18 protein-coding genes are annotated in these 20,881 nt (G+C 41.5%); 14 read left to right on the forward strand and 4 right to left on the reverse strand.

What is annotated here, in order from left to right; all coding sequences use genetic code 11:
- Positions 1–80: 80 nt before the first annotated feature.
- Positions 81–602, reverse strand: a complete 522-nt coding sequence (locus tag E6139_RS05855) for a hypothetical protein (protein WP_316402115.1) — start codon at positions 600–602, stop codon at positions 81–83.
- Between the two features lie 180 nt (positions 603–782).
- Positions 783–1,601, reverse strand: a complete 819-nt coding sequence (locus E6139_RS05860; protein WP_316402116.1) for a helix-turn-helix domain-containing protein — start codon at positions 1,599–1,601, stop codon at positions 783–785.
- Positions 1,602–2,029: 428 nt separating this feature from the next.
- Here E6139_RS05860 and E6139_RS05865 point away from each other — a divergent pair, with 428 nt between their 5' ends.
- From E6139_RS05865 to E6139_RS05890, 6 genes are all read left to right on the forward strand, one after another.
- Positions 2,030–3,007: a C-terminal binding protein gene (locus tag E6139_RS05865; protein WP_316402117.1), complete on the forward strand. Its 978-nt coding sequence runs from the start codon at positions 2,030–2,032 to the stop codon at positions 3,005–3,007.
- A gap of 11 nt (positions 3,008–3,018) precedes the next feature.
- Positions 3,019–4,185: a hypothetical protein gene (locus E6139_RS05870; protein ID WP_316402119.1), complete on the forward strand. Its 1,167-nt coding sequence runs from the start codon at positions 3,019–3,021 to the stop codon at positions 4,183–4,185.
- A 35-nt stretch (positions 4,186–4,220) separates the two neighbouring features.
- Positions 4,221–5,438 carry a hypothetical protein gene (locus E6139_RS05875; RefSeq protein WP_316402120.1) on the forward strand — a complete coding sequence of 406 codons (1,218 nt, stop codon included), beginning with the start codon at positions 4,221–4,223 and terminating at the stop codon, positions 5,436–5,438.
- Between the two features lie 23 nt (positions 5,439–5,461).
- Positions 5,462–6,523: a butyrate kinase gene (gene buk / locus E6139_RS05880; RefSeq protein WP_316402121.1), complete on the forward strand. Its 1,062-nt coding sequence runs from the start codon at positions 5,462–5,464 to the stop codon at positions 6,521–6,523.
- Positions 6,524–6,539: 16 nt separating this feature from the next.
- Positions 6,540–7,454 (forward strand): phosphate acyltransferase, encoded by a 915-nt coding sequence (locus E6139_RS05885; RefSeq protein ID WP_316402122.1) that lies wholly within the window; start codon positions 6,540–6,542, stop codon positions 7,452–7,454.
- 168 nt (positions 7,455–7,622) lie between these two features.
- A complete protein-coding gene (locus E6139_RS05890) occupies positions 7,623–8,315 on the forward strand; it encodes an alpha/beta hydrolase (RefSeq protein ID WP_316402123.1) in 693 nt (230 codons plus the stop codon).
- 151 nt (positions 8,316–8,466) lie between these two features.
- Here E6139_RS05890 and E6139_RS05895 read toward each other — a convergent pair whose 3' ends face one another.
- Both E6139_RS05895 and E6139_RS05900 read right to left on the reverse strand, forming a co-directional pair.
- The gene (locus E6139_RS05895) at positions 8,467–9,288 is read right to left on the reverse strand and encodes a hypothetical protein (RefSeq protein ID WP_316402124.1); all 822 of its coding nucleotides are present in this window, start codon (positions 9,286–9,288) and stop codon (positions 8,467–8,469) included.
- 3 nt (positions 9,289–9,291) lie between these two features.
- The gene (locus tag E6139_RS05900; protein WP_316402126.1) at positions 9,292–9,624 is read right to left on the reverse strand and encodes a PadR family transcriptional regulator; all 333 of its coding nucleotides are present in this window, start codon (positions 9,622–9,624) and stop codon (positions 9,292–9,294) included.
- A 242-nt stretch (positions 9,625–9,866) separates the two neighbouring features.
- Here E6139_RS05900 and E6139_RS05905 point away from each other — a divergent pair, with 242 nt between their 5' ends.
- The 8 genes from E6139_RS05905 (at position 9,867) to araA (ending at position 20,754) form a co-directional block, all read left to right on the forward strand.
- On the forward strand, positions 9,867–10,292 hold the full coding sequence (locus E6139_RS05905; protein WP_316402127.1) for a hypothetical protein: 426 nt from the start codon (positions 9,867–9,869) through the stop codon (positions 10,290–10,292).
- A gap of 527 nt (positions 10,293–10,819) precedes the next feature.
- A complete protein-coding gene (locus E6139_RS05910) occupies positions 10,820–13,183 on the forward strand; it encodes a hypothetical protein (RefSeq protein WP_316402129.1) in 2,364 nt (787 codons plus the stop codon).
- 50 nt (positions 13,184–13,233) lie between these two features.
- Entirely contained in the window at positions 13,234–14,100 is an 867-nt protein-coding gene (locus E6139_RS05915) for an AraC family transcriptional regulator (RefSeq protein WP_316402130.1), read from the forward strand.
- Positions 14,101–14,129: 29 nt separating this feature from the next.
- Complete coding sequence (locus tag E6139_RS05920; protein ID WP_316402132.1) at positions 14,130–15,512, forward strand: MFS transporter; 1,383 nt, start codon at positions 14,130–14,132, stop codon at positions 15,510–15,512.
- A gap of 197 nt (positions 15,513–15,709) precedes the next feature.
- Positions 15,710–16,792, forward strand: a complete 1,083-nt coding sequence (locus E6139_RS05925; protein WP_316402133.1) for a GntR family transcriptional regulator — start codon at positions 15,710–15,712, stop codon at positions 16,790–16,792.
- 192 nt (positions 16,793–16,984) lie between these two features.
- Positions 16,985–18,577, forward strand: coding sequence for an FGGY-family carbohydrate kinase (locus E6139_RS05930; RefSeq protein WP_316402188.1), 1,593 nt, complete (start codon positions 16,985–16,987; stop codon positions 18,575–18,577).
- Between the two features lie 35 nt (positions 18,578–18,612).
- A complete protein-coding gene (locus tag E6139_RS05935; protein WP_316402134.1) occupies positions 18,613–19,311 on the forward strand; it encodes an L-ribulose-5-phosphate 4-epimerase in 699 nt (232 codons plus the stop codon).
- An 18-nt stretch (positions 19,312–19,329) separates the two neighbouring features.
- Positions 19,330–20,754 carry an L-arabinose isomerase gene (gene araA / locus E6139_RS05940; protein WP_316402136.1) on the forward strand — a complete coding sequence of 475 codons (1,425 nt, stop codon included), beginning with the start codon at positions 19,330–19,332 and terminating at the stop codon, positions 20,752–20,754.
- The last annotated feature ends 127 nt before the right edge of the window (positions 20,755–20,881 follow it).

Consider the following 20,881-nt stretch of genomic DNA (forward strand, 5'->3'; position numbering starts at 1 on the left):
AAAAAGGTAGGAAATAAAGCAACCTAACAATACTGTTAGCCAATTGTATGAAGTAGTTAAGATTTATCCGGCTTCACTTGCTAAAAACTTCCCCAAATAATCGTTTGATTTTCAGAAGATAGAGCCGCTGTATATGGTTCGAAGACGAAAAGCAGGTCGCTTTCCTCATTTACTACGATGTCATTGTCAACATCTTTAAAAAGATAAGCAGTGACAGTATATTTACCATTGTCGAGTTCGATTCGGAAGGGTGCACATGACTTATCCGGTATCTTCTCATCATCAAACTGGGCTGCCATCGTCAAATTTGTGTAGTCAATCAGATAGAGTGAGTGATCAGTAACAGAAATATAATTGATCGATTTTTTGATATATTTTTCGAATGTCAAAGGAGACTGAGTGATCGAAATTTTCCAATCATCCTCGATGCCTTCTTGAGTCATTTGATACATCAAGATAGTGCCTTTTTGCTGTTCTTCAACTACATGAGGAATCAGATCAGTCACTAAATCCCAGTCTTCATCGACAAAACTATCATACGTATGTGCATCTACTAAGCTAATAAAATTCGTATCTCCAATATTAAAATTAAAGTGTTGCATGGTATCAGCTCCTTTTCAATCATTTTAACAAATATAAAACAGCCCACAAATCAATTCTCGATTTGCAGGCTGTTCGATTAACTAATTTTTGAACTAGTAATCGATACCAGTAATTTCCTCTAGAAGTTTTTTGAAATTCCACCAATCTATTATTTGTCTTCATGATTTATTCGATGGGCTCTAGACAACTCGTTCATAAAACCACAGTAGTTTTGCCTCCGAGTCACTCTCATTACACCAGCTATGATTTTCCTCAGAACTGTAGCTCAAACAATCTCCTTCCTCCAGCTGGTAGACGGTTTCTTTTCCTATCGTGAATGTAACTTCGCCGGAGAGGACAAAAACAATCTCATTTCCTGAATGGGGCTGCATTGTTGGGCGCTGTGAACCAGGGCTTAACGTGTACATCATGAAGGATAATCGAGAATTCTCTTGATTCAGCAGATTCTCGATCGTAACGCCACCGTTTTTATCAATCACACTCACTCGTTGCTCCTTCTTGACTAGCTGTGAAGCTTTTTTTTGATCGACAGGCAGAAAGTAAAGAACATTCTCGCCGTAATAGTCCGCAATTTTCTTTAGTACTTCCAAGCTGGGATTGACCTGCATGTTTTCTATTTTCGATAAATAGGATGTGGAAATCCCCACGGCGTCCGCGACTTCTTTGATTGTTTTGTTTTTAGACTGCCTGCTGTCCTTCCATTTTTCACTAAGCAATTTCTTACTGACAGAGTTTTCTTCTGCCGAAACATTGTTGTTTAAACTGTAGGAGTCAACCATCATTTTTACAGCTTGAGTCCCCATCTTCATATCGATCGACCAATTCTTTATTTTCTTTAGCATTTCAACATCGTGCTGGTCAAAGACACGATAACCGTTGCTACTCCTTTTAGGTGTAAAGAAACCGTGCTGTTCCCAGTTCCTGATCGTTGCGGGTACAACATTGATAATTTTTGCTACTTCTTGAATTTTGAAAACGATACTATCGGTTGTCGACATTTTGATGCCCCCTTGATTAATCATCCGAATCTAACTTCTTTAATTCTAGAGTAATTTTACTAACCTTGTCAATGAAGCTTATCAATAAGGGGAAACATTGTAAAAGGGTATCCATTATTCTAGGAATTATTATCGTTTTTTTTTGTTTTTTGTTTTATGAAAAAAAATGTTATTCTATTTTAGTTTTTTTAGTAATCAGCTTCTATAACTAGATGGAGTCGGGAGGAGGAAGCGACCTTGTTGTAATTCAAGTTATTTATGTAAATGAAAAAGTTCGCATTTTTTGTCTGTTAATTTCTTAACTTTTAAAAAACTATTTACAAAGTTAGGAAAATGATCTACGATGATTTTGAAAACGCATTCATAAAACTTTGCGCAAAGGACATTGAATAGTTTCGCCAATTTTTTCGAAATAGGGAGGCTCATTTATGAAAGTTGTACTGTTAGATTCGCAAGTAATTAGTGGATACAATTACGCCGTTGAACGAAAAATTATTGAGGATGCTGGATTTGATTTTATTATGGGAACGTGTAAAAACGAAGATGAGGTCATTGAGAAGTATCGAGATGCCGATGCTATTTTAAATATCGCCACAAAGATGACCGAAAAAAGCATTAGTCAGTTGAAAAACTGTAAAGTAATGATTCGCTATGGAATTGGGGTTAATGAGTTTGATATGGATGCGGCGAATAAGATGGGCATCAGGATTTGCAATGTAACAACCTATTGCATCTCAGAAGTGGCTATTCATGCAACAGCCTTGGCTCTAGCTTTGACGAGACAGCTGAAACATTTTGATAAGGCGGTAGGACGAGGTGTCTGGAACCAGGATTTGGGTACAAAGATGCGTCGACCATCCGCTCAAACGGTAGGATTAGTTGGTTTTGGCAATATCTCGAAGCAAATCGCACGCAATTTCCAAGGACTTGGCTACAATGTCATGGCCTATGATCCTTACGTACCAGCAGACGTTTTCACTGATAGCGGTGTGAAGCAGGCTGATTTAGATGAGTTGTATGAGGGTGCAGATATCATTTCATTACATCTTCCTGAAACTAAAGAGACGGCGGGAATGATTAATGCTGAAACAATTGGAAAAATGAAGGATAGTGTTATTTTAATCAACGCTGCTCGTGGCGGCTTGATCAATACAGAAGATCTGATCGAAGCACTGAAAAATGGAAAAATCGGGGGAGCGGGCCTGGATACGCTGGAAGGTGAGCCAATGAAGGATACCAGCAATCCGCTTCTAGGAATGAACAATGTGATTCTCACTCCGCATATTGCGTATAGTTCAGCAGAGGCGAATCAAGAGCTGTTCGCTTCGGTAGCCCAGACAGCGGTAGATGTGTTGAATGGAAAGAACCCTGCAAATATTTTGAACAAGAAGGCATTGAATTTATAAGGAGAAGCAGAATGGAAAAAAAAGAGACCACTCTCCAAAGTTTGCTTGTTTCATTTGGTTTAGCCTCTGTTTGGTTCGGCATCTATATCGGGCCAGGGTTTTCAGGAGGAGCTCAATTAGTCAGCTTCTTTGTAGGTCAATCTTGGCTAGGGGTATTTATTGGACCACTATTAACCACGATTGTTGCGGGAATCATTTGTTTTCTCGTCTTGGAATACTGCAGAACGTTTGAATTGTACGATTTTCGCTCATTTTATGATCGTGTATTTGGAAAATACAATTTCTTTTTCGCGAACGTAAAAGAATTTTCGGCTATCTTAGCATGTATCACTATCTCAGCACTAACATTTGCGACAGGAGGACGATTATTAGCAGAATTTTTTAATACCTCGTTTGTGGTAATGGGGCTGCTTACTTTTGGGATCGTCGTTATCTTAATTCTGGCGGGTCAAAAAATTGTCATCCGCTCCGCATCGTTTATCGCGATCGCGTTGATTCTTTTGATCAGCTATATCGCCATTAAGGGAGTACCTGCATCGTGGGAAGGAATGTCGAACTATGTTTCCAACCGAACGATGAACGCACCACTATCCCATGTTCTACTGCAAATCATTCTATACATCAACATTATGGTCGCTTTTATTGATGCTGTGATTCCAGCGTCTAAGGGTCAAGTAAAAACAAAGAAACACTCGTTGGGCGCGGCGGTTATCGGAAGCTTGATGGTATTCATCTCCACGATTGCGATGAACATCATTTTTGCAGCGGGAATGCCGGAGGTTGCTAGTCAGGACCTACCGACATTGTGGAGTTTGAATCATATTATTGGTGCCGGCTTCACTGTTCGTTTGCTTTACACTGGGATTGCCTATTTAGCGGTCTTATCAACAGGAGCAGGGTATTTGTATGGAATGATTGAACGCTATCAATTGTTAGTGCACAAAGTATGGAAAAACTCTTCCTACAATGCGCGTCGATTACTGTTAGTAGGAATTCTTACGGTATTGGCTTTCTACTTTGGGCGAGCAGGGATTCCGCAAATCGTTACTACGGCTTATGGGATTATTGGAAGAATTAACATTCCGTTGTTTGAAATTCCGTTTTTAGTCATTTTACCGTATCAGCTATACATGTATCAGAAGAATAAAGTAACGGCTGAGATCGAATTATCAGAATAATCAAATCAACTATCTATTTTAAGGAGGATTTATTAATGGGTTTTAGAGAAGAAGGAAAATGGTGGGTTAGCCCCTCAAATTATGATGAGCAGGTAACAAAGGAATTTAAGTTCGTGGACAACATCCAGTTTTTGGATACAACATTGCGTGACGGGGAGCAACAGCCAGGCATCGTTTTGACAAAAGATGAAAAGGTTGAAATTGCCAAAAAACTAGATGCGGTTGGAGTTCATCGGATTGAAGCCGGAACGCCGGCGGTTACAAAAGAAGATGCTGATGCAATTAAAGGAATCACATCATTAGGATTAAAAGCGGATATTTATTGCTTCGTTCGGAACATGGTCAAGGATATGGAACTAGCGAAAGAATGTGGTGTTGATGGGGTTGTCGCGGAAATTCCTGGAAGTGAACATCTGCTGGCTAAAGGAATCAAATGGGGTGCAGAGAAAGCGATTAAATCGGCGATTGAAGCTACAGCGAAGGCTCACGAGTTAGGGCTGAAAGTCCTATTCTTCCCAGCAGACGGCTCACGAGCAAGTATGGATTTTCTGATGGATACAGTACAGGCGATCGTTGATGGCGGCGGGCATATGGATTCGTTAGCTCTAGTAGATACATTCGGCGCCCTTTCACCAGAAGGAGCAAGATTACGGATTTCACAATTGATTGAGCGTTTCCCTGGAACACCGATCGAATGCCATTTCCATGATGACTTTGGCTTAGGAACGGCAACGTCATTAGCTGGTTTGGCGGCGGGAGCGTCTGCGGTTCATGTGACTGTCAACGGAATAGGCGAAAGAGCTGGATCAGCACAATTAGAACAGGTTGCTCTTTCATTAGAGGCTTTGTATGGGCAAGATACAGGCATTGATTTACCCAAGTTGAAGGATTTGTCAGATACTGTCGCACGTTTAGCTCGGGAACCAATCAATCCTACGGCGCCTGTTGTTGGTGATGCAATCTTTGGTTGGGAAACCGGAATGCCTTCCAGCTTGTGGGAAAATGCCCGTAAATCTGATCCGTTAGTTATGCTGCCATATCGTTGGGATTTAGTTGGAAATCGCGAACCAATTTTAGACTTAGGGAAAAAATCTGGGAAAGACAACCTACGTGTTTGGCTTGAACGCTACGATCTTTCTGTCGAGGAAGACAAGAAGATGGACCTATTGATGGCGGTGAAATCAAAAGGAATCGAATTGCATCGCACGTTAAATGAGGACGAGTTCAGAGAATTGGTTGCGAAATTTCAATAAGTAGAGAAAGTAGGTTGCTGGAAGTGAAAGCATTGGTTTTGAATTTAGGAGGAACTTCTACAAAGGTCGCTTTGTGTGAAAATGAAAAAATAGTCTTAAGAGAAACTATTCGACATTCGTCTGAAGAAATTGAACAATTCAAAAAAATCTGGGATCAATATGATTACCGAAGAGAGAGTATTCTCGATTTTTTAAAAAGTAATCAGCTTACGGTCAGTGATTTGGATTTATTCATTTCTCGCGGCCCTTCTGTAAAACCTTTAGAATCAGGTGTCTATGAGATCAATGAGACGATGGTAGCTGATGCGAAATCCGGTAAATATGGCCAACATGTCTGTAATTTAGGTTGTTCGATTGCATTGTCCTTCGCACAGAAAAGCGGAAAAAAAGCATTGATTGCTGATCCTCCTTGTGTGGATGAAATGATTGCTATTGCGAGATATACCGGGCTTCCACAAATAACCAGACACAGCTATTTCCAAGCGCTGAGTCACAAAGCCTTCGGCAGATTTATCGCTGAAAATTTAGGCAAGCCCTATGAAGAAAGTGCGATCGTTATCACTCACTTAGGGTCAGGGATCTCGTGCGGAACGCATAAGAATGGAAAAGTAATCGATATTACGAATGGCTTAGACGGTGATGCGCCATTTGGGATGGATCGCAGCGGCACGCTTCCAGCAGCTGATTGGAAAAAGCTGATTCAGTCAGGCGACTATTCTAATGAAGAATTAGATTATATGTTGAATGGCGGTGGTGGTTTGATGGCCCACCTAGGCACAAATAATGGCGAAGAAATCGAAAGACGGATAGCAGAGGGGGATCAAAAAGCTTCAGAGATCTTTAACGCGATGGCCTTTCAAGTGAGCAAAGCAATTGGTGCAGCTGCAGGCGCGATGGGTGGCAAACTTGACGCAATTGGCATCACAGGCGGATTGGCTCACTCAAAACATTTTGTCGATTTTATTAAGCAGCATGTTTGGTGGATCGCTCCGATTTATGTCAAACCTGATATTGATGAGCTGGAGGCCTTGAGTTCAATTTGCATTTCGGCTTATAAAGGAAAAGTCGAAATAAAAGACTATTAATGAAGCGAGAAAAATTATGCAAACTACAAACTTTCAAGATTTGCGTGAAAAGGTAAAGAAGGGACCTAATACCAAGATTGTCATTGCGATGGCGGATGAAGAAGAGGTTTTGTTGGCTGATAAGGCTGCAAAGGAGGGGCTTGCCGAGTTTATTTTAATAGGAGACAAGCAGCGAATTCGAGAACTATGCACAAAACACAGTTTATTATTCGATGACCTTGAAGTGATTCATGAGACAAATCACCAAAAGGCTGCTGCGGCTGCGATGAAGATGATCAAAAATCAGCAGGCGGATATTCCAATGAAGGGATTGCTTCATACTTCCGAATTCATGAGGGCTGTTTTGGATAAGGAAGATGGCTTTGAACGAATCAGCAGAATCAGTCAAGTGACGATTTTTCAGGACCACTCAAATCGGTTGAGATTCTTGACTGATTGCGCGATCAATATCGATCAGCCGCTTGCTGTTAAAAAAGACATTGTTGAGAATGCTGTGTTACTGAGTCATTTATTGGGAAATCCTTGTCCTAAAGTTGCTTTGCTTAGCGCAGTGGAGACGGTCAATGAGAAGATGCCGGATACAACACTTGGAGCAATCATGACCCAAATGAATCAGCGTGGGCAAATAAAGGATTGTATCGTTGATGGACCGCTTTCTTTAGACAATGCGATTTCAAAAGAAGCAGCAGATATCAAAGGAATTCGCAGTTCAGTGGCTGGGGCGGCGGATATCCTAGTTGGTTCCTCGTTGCAGGAAGCAAATACTCTCAGCAAGTCATTGAATTTCTATGCGAATTTTGAGACGGCATCGGTCCTTTTAGGAACGAAAAGACCATTTATTATGACGTCAAGAACCGATACGCTTCAGAATAAGGTGAATTCAATCGCAGCAACCTGCTGGATTTTTAATCAGCAAACCGATTTTTTATAGATAAACCAATTCTATGTTTAGGCGATAATCAACTGTCCGGTTTGATTGTCGTCTTTTCTATTAAATTGGCAAAAACTGAGGAATAAGAATAAAGTAAAGGTGTAATTTATTCTAACAGGAGCTAAAATAGATCATAGAGACATAAAGATCATATAGTGGAGGATAGAGATGAAAACAATTACTTACAGTGAACATGAGCAGTGCTTTATTAAGGTTGTTGAACCCGATCAGATTACACAAAACGTTGTAGTGATCTTGATTCATGGCGGATACTGGCGGATGGAAAAAACGTTGGAAACAGTGGCGGATGCTCAATCCTTTTTTGTCGAGGCTGGCTATATCGTTTGTAATGTGGAATATCGTAGAGGGCCGGAAAATCCATGGCCGATTCCCTCAAATGATGTAAAAGAGGCAATCAAAAAAATAAAAGTCTGCTTTCCAAACTATCACTATGCCCTCATAGGCCATTCTGTCGGTGGCCAATTAGCTCTTCTAAACGCTGAATCATCTGATTATGTGATTGCTTTAGCACCAGTAACTGATTTGATTTATACCAGAGACATGCGGTTAGGAGACGAAGCAGTTCAGGAATATTTTGCAGAAGAAATTAATGACTCAGTGTTAGTATCCGCATCGCCAATTAGCCAGCTACCCTTGAAGGCTGATGCTGCCCTGATTATTCACGGAGCCAATGATGTCAGAGTCGATATCAAAACGACCATTGATTATTTTCAAGAAAATTTGAAGAATAAAAACAATATTGAGCTGTTGATCCTGCCTGAAATGGCTCATCAAGATATTATTCATCCTGATGAGACTCATTTTTCTTATCTTTTAAATTGGCTTGACACAATCGTCTAAGGGAATGGTAAAATCCGCTAAATGCGAGCACCTAAGCTGGCTTTAGCGGATTTTTTCGATTGAATAGTTAGCCACCCAAAAGCTAAGTTTATTTATACAACTATGTCAACAGCCAAAACCTGCAATCGATTTTTTTTGAGTAGTGTGCTTGTCAGTGATCTGTCCGTTTAGCCTTCAGTCCTCGATTTAACAAGATATAAAAGCTAATAAGTCCCAGTATCAAGCTTATTACAACGGCGATCTTACCGACATTACTAGTTAAAAAAGTTTGAGAAAAGGGGATTCTATAGAGAATACCAATCACTGCACTAATTAGTAAGATTGGAACAAAGGGGAAAAGCTCTTGTTTTTCTTTTTGTCGCAGAAAGAAAATCCCACAAATAAGGACGAGCACACCGATCATCGTGATTCCAACGATTCCCTCTGTATGGATGATGAGGTTAGTATCAATCACCACTGATAGAACGATTCCAAAAATTGCCATGAGCAGGGTTAACGCGATCGCCAGATATTTTTTGAAGTTTTGTTTCGTAGTATAGGCATCGTTTCCGATTTGCCACACAACAAGTACTGCGAGTGCTGTCCAGTAAAGACCGCCAATCAGCAGCTTTCCTACATCGAAGAAGGCATTGGGAGAGGCAAGCGCCGGGAGCATAGATATAAGTGAATAGACAAACAAAACTGCTGCGACCAGTTTAAGACTATCCAGAAAATTGGTAGGCGTTTCTTTGAGCAGTTCATCGGCGATTTCCTTCGGTTGTTTGCCAAAATACTCTTCGGCGGTTTCGCCATTTTCTTGTGCATCAAGGATATCCTGCAGAATCTCGAAAAGCGCTCCTTCCAATGATTTTTCATCCTTGAAAAAGGACTTTCCTCGAATATAAACTAACAAACTGCCGTAATATTCCTCATTGATCGGATTCAAAAACTCCTGTAATTTCGCGTTTTCTTTCGTAAAAGATGGACTTTTCATTTTTTATTCACTCTCCTTCAATAGTTTTTCAACATTACCAGATAAGAACAACCACTGTTTGATAAAGCTTTCCTTTTCGTTCAGACCACTTTCTGTTAATTGATAGTATTTTCGCTGCGGCCCTTCATCAGAAGCGCGCATCTCACCAATGATCAATCCCTTTTTATCCATGTTCATCAGTAGGGGATAGATCGTTCCTTTAGGGATACTGTCGAAGCCGAAGTGCTGCAGCTCTTCACTGATTTTATACCCGTACAATTCTTTTTTTGACAAAATAATCAAGATACAGCCCATCAAAATCCCTTTAAGCATCTGAGATGAAACTTGTTGATTCACGAGCAAGTCTCCTTTCTACTAGTTTGCTTAACAATATAGTAAAGCATTACCAACTATATTGCAATGCAAACTAGTAGAAAAATTTAATCGCTCGTAACTATTTCTTAAAAAAATTACGACTTTCAGGACAGAAAAATGATCGTTTGGGATAGATTTCACCTATAGAGAGCAAAATAATTTATAGTTTTAGATAGAGGAGTATGTGGATTTTGACGGATAACGAAGGAAAGGATGGGATCTTTTTGGAAAAGAATACAGGTGGAAGATCTCCGCGTGGCATGGTATCGTATCGATCATCAAAACGTATGATAAGGCGTATCCTCCTTTGTCTAATGATCCTTTGTGCATTCTGGTTGTTTAACTTTATCAATGCTTATGCGGTCAACAATCCGACTTGGCTAGAGGGAACCTGGTCTTATCGAACTGAGCAGTATTCAATCGAGGCGAAAAATGAAGACCTTAAAAAATGGGACATCAAACAAAACGGGTTTATTTTAATGGAAAACGCGAAGATTGCAGCGAACTCTTCAAAAGGAAATATCATTTTGACTAGGGAAGGCAGCCAAACGGAGTATCACATCAACAAAATTGATAAGGAACATATGAGACTACATATTTATAACAACAAAAAGAAAATCAAAACAATGAATTTACAACGCGTGAAATAATTTTACAAGGTTAATTCATTTTTTTAATACCCTGTTAGGAACCTGGGATGAAAACTATTTTTTTATATCTTTCCTTTACCTTATTTTTGATTACAATTAAGAATGTAAGAAATAAAACTGCCAAGTAACATCTAGTCTCTCTTTCTAACACGTAGCGGTAGTTTTATTTGATACTCATTTTTATGGGGGATATGAGAAAAGTGATGGAAAAGCTGATTCTCATTTGTGCTTTGCTTGTACAACAAAATTGCTGATTATTAAAAGCACGCCCCCAAACAAAATGATTTGAATACTAATATAGACACCTGCGTTCATATGATCGCAGGTGTCTTTTTGTCGTCAAGCTTAGACAAAGAAATTTGGGTATTCCTCTTTCAAATAGCTGCTTAGCTGTTGGAAAGTGATTCCCAAAAGTAAAAGTAGGTACTTAAAACAAGTGAAATCTCTTAAGTTTTGATTGAAATCGGAAATAGAAGCGCTTTCTTTTCGATGGTAGACTATGCATGTAAACAAGGAGGCGGAATTGGTTGATAAAAAAGAATCAGATATTTAAGGCGGAATTTGCAGAGGATGGGCATCTATCGGAGTTAAAAATGATCAATGATGTGCATCAGATGAATTGGGTCATTAGTCAGGCATATTTGGACGAATTGGGCTATCCGGGAAAAGAAAAGTTGTTTGGACACTTTGCTCTTCGAGTAGGAAAAAAAGAATTTAAAAGCTGTGAGGTGCTGCCAAGAATTGTTGAAAGCGCAGACACTGCAAGGGTGATCTATGATTTTGAGCAATTCCAAGTGGCGGTGTGCTACGATTTCGGCGAAGGTGATCAACTGGATTGGGGAATCGAGCTGTTCAATCATTCAGAGGAGGCGTTGGTGGTTGACGATTTTGGGGTGTGGCTCTCTTTGGCTTATGTGATGTTTCGCGACAAGAATGTGTTGCGTAATATCCATGAATCAGCGGCGATCTTCTCTTCTATTTCAACGAATTACACCAAGCTAAACGCTGTTCGGCGAGACAATCAAGGCAGCAACTTGGGGCTCTATCAGACAAGCGGCGAAACTTTGTCAATCGGGACTTATTGCGAATATGAAAATCTCTTTTTTGAAAATGTCTCGCCTTCACTGGATGGCGTATTGTTTCATAAATTGATTTTAGCTGGCGGATATCCAGAGGGCTATGAAAATCGCGACTGGATTTATTCAAAGAAGCAGCTGATTTTGCCGGCCCATAGTCGGAAAAAATGGCGCTATGTATTCAAAACTAACGCAGATCAGACGGAGTTTTATCAGCAAGCTTTTGATTTAGGGCATCCAATTATTCAGTTTGAGCCACTGAATATTTTAGGACAAAAAAGCCATGTGACGATAAAGAATCCAGCAAATAAGCAAATCAAGAATGTTTCAATCCTGTATAAGGATCAGGAAGTACGAGCTTCGGACCAGACGGCTTCTCTGAAGCAAACAGCGGCAGGATGGCAATTGAGCTTTACGCCGCAGCATCTAGGAGAGCATAAACTGGTGGTTCAGTTCATGGATGGCAGTGAAGATTTTGTAGTTTTAAATGTGATGGATGGTTTGGCGCAGGTTATTGAAGAACGGGCAGATTATATTTGTTCGAGCCTTTATAATGGAGCTGAAGGTAGTACACCTTATGCATTTGAACCGATCTCCAATCAGGGGGAATCACTAGGCAAGCTGAATTTAGTTTTGAAGAAGAATCTATTAGGCGCGCTAGTTACGAGCCAAGTTCAAAAGGTTGAGGAGAGTGCAGTGCGATACGTTCGTCAGAAATGGTTTATTGATGGTGATTTCACGCGACCACGTAAATTATATGGAGAGTTTTATCGACCGATGGATTTTGAATATATTGGACATTTATTCTTCCTGCTATCAGAGTTTGATGATGAAGTGTTAAGTCTGAATGACGCCACGACGTATTTAAAATGGGCGGCGGATGTATTTAATCTTAGAGTAAATCCGGCGCTTCACGAAGACGAACGTGGGAAAGAAGAGGCCCAGATGCTGGGAGTATATTTCTTATATATCCAAGACTTGTTAGCAAAATTAAAAGAGTCAGAATTACAGGACACCTATCAAACAATCAAAGCTTTATGGGAACAAGTGACAGAACGAGTTAATCAGACAAGTGAGACGTATGCTTCGGCGATCACGGAACACTTCTATGATAATGCGGGCTTTGGCCCAACAGCCGGTGCATTGAGTGAGATGGGGATGGTTGAAGGAGCGCAGCGCTATGGACAGCTTCTGCTAGCAAATATCGGCTATTCCAATGACTTCCGGGCACAAAATCCTGATCGCTGGTGGGAGGCCCTGACATATATGATTCATTCACTATGGGGCGGCGTCACGGCCGCATCCGCCTACAAAGTCTATGAGTATCTTAAAGATCCAGCTTATTTGGAAGCAAGCTATCGGGCGACTGCTGGTATTTTATATTGTTATGATACGCATTCCACAACGACATTACCGTTAGAAAAGGGAATGGCTGCTTCAACCTATGCGGTAGCTGGTCCGCACCTCAATCGCTGTGATCTGTCGAGAGAGCGTTTTGGTCAGGCGACATTTTTTAAAGACGGCGGGATCTTTGCTCGGCTGTTTGAAAATGATACGCAGACACCAGACTGGGATATGGGCGAAGAATTAGTCGCTTATTTAGACAGTTTTGGGCAAAAAACCTTCATTTTAAAAGAAGGAGCACAGTATCGTGTGATCAACGGCAGCTTGGAAGAGGCTGAGGATCAGATACATGTAACAAGTTTTGCGCCGTATTGTAAGGAATTCGTCCTTATTGAAGGTGATCAACAAACGATATTGAAAGCAGAAGGCCAGCGTACAATCACCGTAAGCAAAAGTGCTTGTCTAGTATAGAAAAGTAACTATTCGCAAAACAGTTTTGAAATGAAAGGAGCAAGGCGACGATGACTGATCAAGTAATTTCTATCTCTGTACCGCCATTTCCTGACTTTATCGAAGGAAATGTCCGTGTTTTTAAGAAAAACCACAATCACCCTGACCGGACCAATTTAGGTTATTTTGATTTGATTTTTGTTAAAAGCGGTCATTTATTCTTAGCTGAAGAGGAGGAGCAGTATGAAGTAGGACCCAATGAAATGTTTATTCTATTACCGGATAAGCATCATTATTCCTGGAAGCCCTGCGAAGAGGAGACCGAGTTTTACTGGATTCACTTCTATACAACGGCACCATGGAAGCAAAGTGATCGTCCAAGCCGTTTTACTTCATTGTTACCGATTCCAGATTTGCACTACCATCAACGGTCTTACACACTGCACTTGCGGAAAAAGGCCACAATCAAAGAACCGGAGATGCTCTTCATGCTGATCCAAGAAATTTTGGACAGTACAACCAATGAGCTTGTAGAGGATATCTGGCGAACGGAAGAACTGTTTTTGCGCTTTTTAAAATTTATTGAGAATCAAGGGGTCTTTAAGGATCGTTTAGCAGTGATTGCAGAACAAGTTCAGCTTTTTCTGGAGAACAGCTACGGGAAAAAAATCACGAATCAAGGATTAGAGGAACGCTTCCATCTTCATAGTAACTATTTATCCAAAGCGACCAAGTCGGTTTATGGAAAAACGCCGCTTGAGATGCTGGAGGAGATTCGAGTGGATCATGCCAAGAAGTATTTGCTGACGACTGATTTAGCTATCACTGAGATCGCACAGCTCGTCGGCTTCAATACAGAGATTTATTTTTCTAGTCGTTTTCGTAAAAGTGAAGGTGTTCCCCCGCAGAAATACCGCAAACAGCACAAAAATGTTTAAATCAGCAACTAACAAAGGAGAATCAGATAATGGATATGGATCAGACAAAGGCAGAGCACGTTCCGAATGTTCAAAAAAAGGAATTAACGTTGAAAAATCGTTTAGCCTATGCGGGAACAGATGCTGCTGGGAATTTACTATATTGTACATTGACGAGCTTTATCAACTTTTTTCACACAGATGTTTTTGGTTTGTCGATCGGAGTTGCGGCAACGATTGCTTTGACAGTACGGATTATTAATACGTTGACAGTGCCGCTTTGGGGCTTGGCCATCGATAAAACCAAGTCCAAGTACGGAAAAGCACGTCCATGGTTTGCGCGGCTGGCCATCCCGTTTGGGACATTCATGGCATTAACTTTTCTTACCCCAAACTTAGGCGGAGGCGCAAAGGTTGCTTACGCGGCGTTTACGTATTTAACAGCCAGCATTTTGTACACCGGAATTTCCACGCCGATTACGGCTATTTTGCCAAATCTGAGTAACAACTCGTTTGAACGGACAAAATTAAATTCTTACCGAATGATCGGCGGGAATGTCGGCTACTTTATCACAGCGACCTTTACCTTAACGTTGGTCTCAGTTCTCGGAGGAGCGAATCGGCAGCTTGGGTTCTTTTTCACGGTACTAATCTATGCGCTTGTTTCGATCTTTATGTTTTTCTTTGCATTCAAAAATACGAAAGAAGTAAATTCTGAGACTGTCGGAAAAAGTCTTCCGGTAAGAGAAAGCTTCAAAGCATTAAAAGCAAATTGGCCGTGGGTCATCATCGTTCTAGGGAGTATGTGCTACTGGTTGGGCAATTCTACGCGAACTTCTTCGCTGATCTATTATGCACGGTATAATCTGGAAAATCAAAATTATGTCTCTATTCTAAATGGTCTTGTGTTGACACAAATGCTTGGTGTTATTAGTATTCCTTTTCTAGTAAAACACTTCTCAAAAACAACAACGATGATTATCGGCTTTTTAATGGCAGCGGTAGGTCAGGTAATGTTAGGCGCGGCAGGCGGCAATTTTCCAATGCTTGCAGCGATGTGGGTCTTAACCAGCATTGGCACAGGAATTACTGTTTCGATGCCGTTTGCGATGCTTTCCGATACAGTCGATTATGGAGAATTCAAAACAGGTATTCGTGCCAGTGGCTTTTTAACCGCGGTGGGTAGTGCGGTTGGATTGCAGGTGGGGACAGGATTTGGCGACTTTATCCCGTTAAAGCTGATGCAGCATTTTGGCTATGTCGCGAACCAAGCTCAAACCTCTGAAGCCCTGAAGGCGATCAAATTCGGCTTTGCTTATTTACCAGCGATCTTTTTTGTGATCGGCGCACTGGTCATGCTGCTCTACGTTCGCTTTGAAAAACAAGAAGCTCATATTTTGACGGAGCTAGAAAGAAGACGGCTAAGTGAATAATCCATTGATAAAAGAGGGCGACAGACGATCGCGCTCTTTTATTATTGTCGTGGTTCAAGTAGAGTAGCCTTATTAGTAAATCTATTCAAAGAAAATCAGCAAATAAGAATTAAAGGAATTTGTTCGGACAAATATAGCTACTTTCGCTTTTTTCTGTTAATCTGTATACAAAGACAAACAGAAAGAAAGGGTTACCTATGAATCAATCAAAATATCAAATGATCGCTGATGAATTGAAGTCAAAAATTTTGTCGGGCGAATATGCAGAAAATACAACAATCCCACCGGAACTCCAATTACAAAAAGATTATCAAGTTAGCCGTCATACTATTCGCCAGGCGATTGCGTTGCTAGCCAATGAAGGGTTTCTGAGGAAAGAGAAGGGTTCGGGAACTTATGTAGATGGGAAGTATAAACGTGCTGAGAGTAATCATTCGACACACAAAACCATCGGTGTGGTCACCACCTATCTGTCTGACTATATTTTTCCATCGATCATTCGCGGCATCGAAAAAACATTGCGGGAAAAAGGCTACTCGCTTCTTTTAGCCAGCACTAACAACGATTTTCAACAGGAAAAGGAGTGCATTGAAAAGATGATCACTCAGGGAGTAGAAGGGCTGATCGTAGAACCGACTAAGAGTAATCAGTACAATCCCAACCTGGCTCTTTACGTACGATTGAAGGAGCAGGGGATTCCGATGGTGATGATCAACGCTGTTTATGAAGAGATCAGAGCCCCATATATTTGTGTTGACGATGTTGAGAGCGGCTTTTTGGCGACGGAGCATTTGATCAAAAAGAATCATAAGAAGCTGCTACTGATCACGAAGATCGATGATTTGCAAGGAAAATACCGGATGAAAGGCTTTATCAAGGCTTGTGAGGAGTTCGGTATTCAATTTTCTCCTGAGGATATTATTACTTATGAAACAGAAACAAGAAAGCAGATAGTTAATCAGGTTCTAGCACGACTGGAAGACGAGCCACAAATTACTGGGATCGTGTGCTATAACGATCAGATCGCCAGCAGCTTAGTGGATCAGTTAAGCGATGCAGGGTTCAAGATTCCTAAGGAGCTTTCGATCATCGGAAATGATAATTCCGCCTTAAGCAAAATTGGCAATGTTAAATTAACTACATTGAACCATCCCAAAGAACAGATGGGGGAAGATTCAGCGAATTGGATCATTGAAGCAATTGAAGAGGGGCATGAGCCTGACAATATTTTATACGAACCAACGCTGGTTGAACGTGATTCAGTAAGAACAATCGAATAATCAAGGGGACAGCTCATTTCGGTGGGCTGTTTTTTTATGGGTTCCATTAGTTGCAGCAGTTATTGTTGGATGATTTATCGTAAATATGTACGAACAAAATATAATTTTTAGATTGACATGTACGTACATAAATTGTATGATAACGGTAACAAAAGAAGGACGAAGGAGGAGATTCCTATCAAAACGCAGGAAATGGTCGCAAAAACGAAGCTGGATATTATGGATGGTCGGACAGCATTAGGGATCGAGTTTGGATCAACACGGATCAAATCAGTTCTGATCGGATCAGATTTATCACCGATCGCCGCAGGCAGCTTTGAGTGGGAGAATACACTTGAGAATGGTATTTGGACGTATTCGTTAGAGGATATTTGGAAGGGCTTGCGGGTGAGCTACCGTAAAATGGCGACGGAAGTATTTGAAAAATACGGCGAATCATTGACGACAATCGGTTCGATTGGCTTTAGCGCGATGATGCACGGCTATATGGCTTTTGACGAGAAGGACGAGCTGCTGGTGCCCTTCAGAACATGGCGGAACTCGATCACAGCAGAGGCTGAGCAAAAATTGACAGAGGTTTTTCAATACAACATCCCTCAACGCTGGAGCATCGCACATTTGTATCAGGCAATTTTGAATCAAGAAGATCATATCAGCGATGTTCGCTTTTTGACGACGTTAGCGGGGTACATTCACTGGCAGATGACCGGACAAAAAGTCTTAGGCGTCGGTGATGCATCAGGCATGTTTCCGATCGATACAGATACGAAGGACTATGACCAGGAGATGATGGAGAAATTTTCCGAGCTGGCATCGGGCCCCGGGTTCGCACAGAAGCTTGATCAGATTCTCCCGAAGGTCTTGTTGGCTGGAGAAGTGGCTGGAAGCCTGACGAAAGAAGGCGCGTATCTGCTTGACCCGACAGGCACTCTGCAAGCTGGTATTCCGCTTTGTCCGCCAGAAGGCGATGCGGGCACCGGAATGGTGGCAACAAACAGTGTTCGGCAAAGAAGTGGGAACGTTTCAGCGGGAACATCTGCATTCGCCATGATTGTTCTGGAGGAAAAACTGAAGCAGGTGCATCCGGAAATTGATTTGGTGACTACACCGGTTGGCGACTTAGTAGCGATGGTTCACACGAATAATTGCTCTTCTGAGATCAATGCTTGGATCAGTCTATTCAAAGAATTTTCAGAGTCATTGGGGTTAGAGATTAGTACAGAAAAGCTGTATACAACATTGTTTGAGAAGGCATTAGAAGGTTCGCCTGATTGTGGTGGGATGCTTTCGTATGGCTATTACTCTGGTGAAAACATTACTGGTATGAATGAAGGACGTCCCTTATTTGTCCGGACGCCTGATAGTAAATTTGATCTGGCAAACTTCATGCGCCTGCATTTGTCTAGTGCATTTGGAGCAATGCGGATCGGAATGGAGATTTTGAGGGAAGAAAACATTAAGATCGATAAGCTGGTCGGGCACGGCGGAATTTTTAAAACCCCAGAAGTCGGACAAAGAATTTTAGCTGCCGCAATGGAAGCTCCGGTCACAGTGATGGAGACAGCAGGCGAAGGTGGAGCATGGGGAATCGCTTTATTAGCAGCTTATCAAAAGGAAAAATCAGGAATGTCATTAGCGAAATTCTTGGAGGAAAAAGTATTCGCGACAAGCGAGGGAGTGACCATCGAGCCGCAGGTAGAAGATTTGCAGGGGTATAGTCAATTTATCGAACGTTATGAAGAAGGATTGCCGATCGAAGCAACAGCGATTAACGTGTTGAAGTAAGGATTTCAGTAGTACGAATAAGGAGCGAGTTTGTAATGTTAGAGCAACTTAAAGAAAAAGTTTTTCAAGCAAATTTGGAACTGCCAAAGCAAGGCTTGATCAAATACACATGGGGAAACGTTAGTGCTTTGGATCGGGAAACAGGCTACTTTGTGATCAAGCCAAGCGGAGTGAGCTATGAAGAGATGCAGGCGTCCGACATGGTGGTCGTCGATTTGGACAACAATGTGATCGAGGGAGAAATGAATCCATCTTCGGATACGCCGACTCATGCGGTGCTGTACAAAGCGTTTCCTGAAATCGGCGGCATTTGTCACACTCATTCTACTTGGGCGACCATCTGGGCACAGGCTGGATTGGATTTGCCGGCGATGGGGACGACTCATGCGGATACGTTCTACGGCAAAGTTCCTTGTGCGCGTTTCTTAACCCAGAAGGAAATTGATGATGGCTATGAGCATGAGACAGGCAATGTCATTATCGAGACGTTTAATGAGCGTGAGATCGATGTGATGGAAGTTCCGGGCGTGTTATTACACGGGCATGGACCATTTACATGGGGGAAAGACGCAGATAGTGCAGTGATGAATGCTGTAGTGTTGGACGAAGTGGCAAAAATGAACTTATTCGCTCGACAATTGAACAGCTTTGCAGAAGAACTGCCACAACGTATTTTAGATAAGCATTACTTAAGAAAGCATGGAAAAAATGCCTATTACGGGCAAGGAAAATAGAAAAAAGGAGCGAACAGCATGTTAGAAGTTAGTAAAAAAGAATTTTGGTTTGTCGTAGGCTCGCAGCATTTATACGGAGAAGAAGCGTTGAAAAGCGTGAAGGCTGACGCGGAGGCAATCGTCAAAGGGTTGAATGACAGTGGTGAATTGAGCTATCCGATTGTTTTGAAGGAATTGGCCGTAACACCGGATACCATTACTAAAATCATGAAGGAAGTCAATTATCGCGATGAAGTAGCGGGCGTTATCACTTGGATGCACACTTTCTCACCAGCAAAAATGTGGATTCGCGGCACGAAGTTATTACAAAAACCATTACTGCATTTAGCAACACAATTCAATGAAAGTATTCCGTGGGATACGATCGACATGGACTTCATGAACTTGAACCAATCGGCTCATGGGGATCGTGAATATGGCTTCATCAATGCCCGCTTGAAAAAACAAAATCAAATCGTCGTTGGCTATTGGCAATCGGAAGGCGTTCAAAAACAGATCGCTGACTGGATGGACGTAGCGGTGGCCTTTAACGAAAGCTTTAATATCAAAGTGGCTCGTTTTGGCGACAATATGCGGAATGTCGCAGTAACCGAAGGGGATAAGGTCGAAGCGCAAATTCAATTTGGCTGGGTTGTAGATTACTTTGGAATTGGTGATCTGGTGCAATATGTTGATGCAGTTAAGGATGAAGAAGTCGATGCGTTATTTGCTGAATACAAAGAATTGTATGATTTTGACTATGGCGACTACGATCATGAAACATGGGAAGCTCATGTCAAAGTCCAAGCCAAGCAAGAAATCGGAATCCGTCGTTTCTTAGAGGCAGGGGATTACAATGCCTTCACGTCGAACTTTGAAGATTTGTATGGCATGCAGCAGCTGCCAGGATTAGCAGTACAACGATTGATGGCAGAAGGCTACGGATTTGCCGGCGAAGGTGATTGGAAAACAGCAGCGTTGGATCGTTTGATGAAGGTCATGGCTCACAACCAAAATACCGGCTTCATGGAAGATTATACTTATGAGTTAGCAGCTGGCAAAGAGGCGATTCTACAATCTCACATGATGGAGGTTGATCCGACATTAGCGGTGAATAAACCGAAAATTGTTGTTTCACCATTATCAATGGGTGACCGCGAAGATCCTGCTCGTTTAGTATTTGACGGAAAAGCTGGCGATGGTGTGGTGGTTTCAATGGCTGACTTCGGTACACACTACAAGCTGCTGATCAACGAAGTGGAAGCTTTTGAACCAACTGAAGCAGCACCGAACTTGCCAGTGGCACGGGTGCTTTGGAAAGTAAAACCTAATTTCCATGAGGGTGTTGGTAAATGGATCGAAACAGGCGGCGGACATCATACCGTAGTATCCTTGAATCTTACTACTGAACAGATTGTCACTTGGGCAAAACTAGTTGATTTAGAGTATGTAACAATCAAATAAAAGATAAAATATTGGTTTGGGCTAACCAGACCAATATTTTCTTGAACTAATAAAAGTAAAAAATACCGATAATTTGAGCTTAAGGGTTTACTTCTGGATCAATTAAAGGTATATTGTACTAAAATAA

The sequence above is a fragment of the Enterococcus sp. genome (assembly GCF_032555305.1).
Taxonomy (GTDB): Bacteria; Bacillota; Bacilli; order Lactobacillales; family Enterococcaceae; genus Enterococcus_A.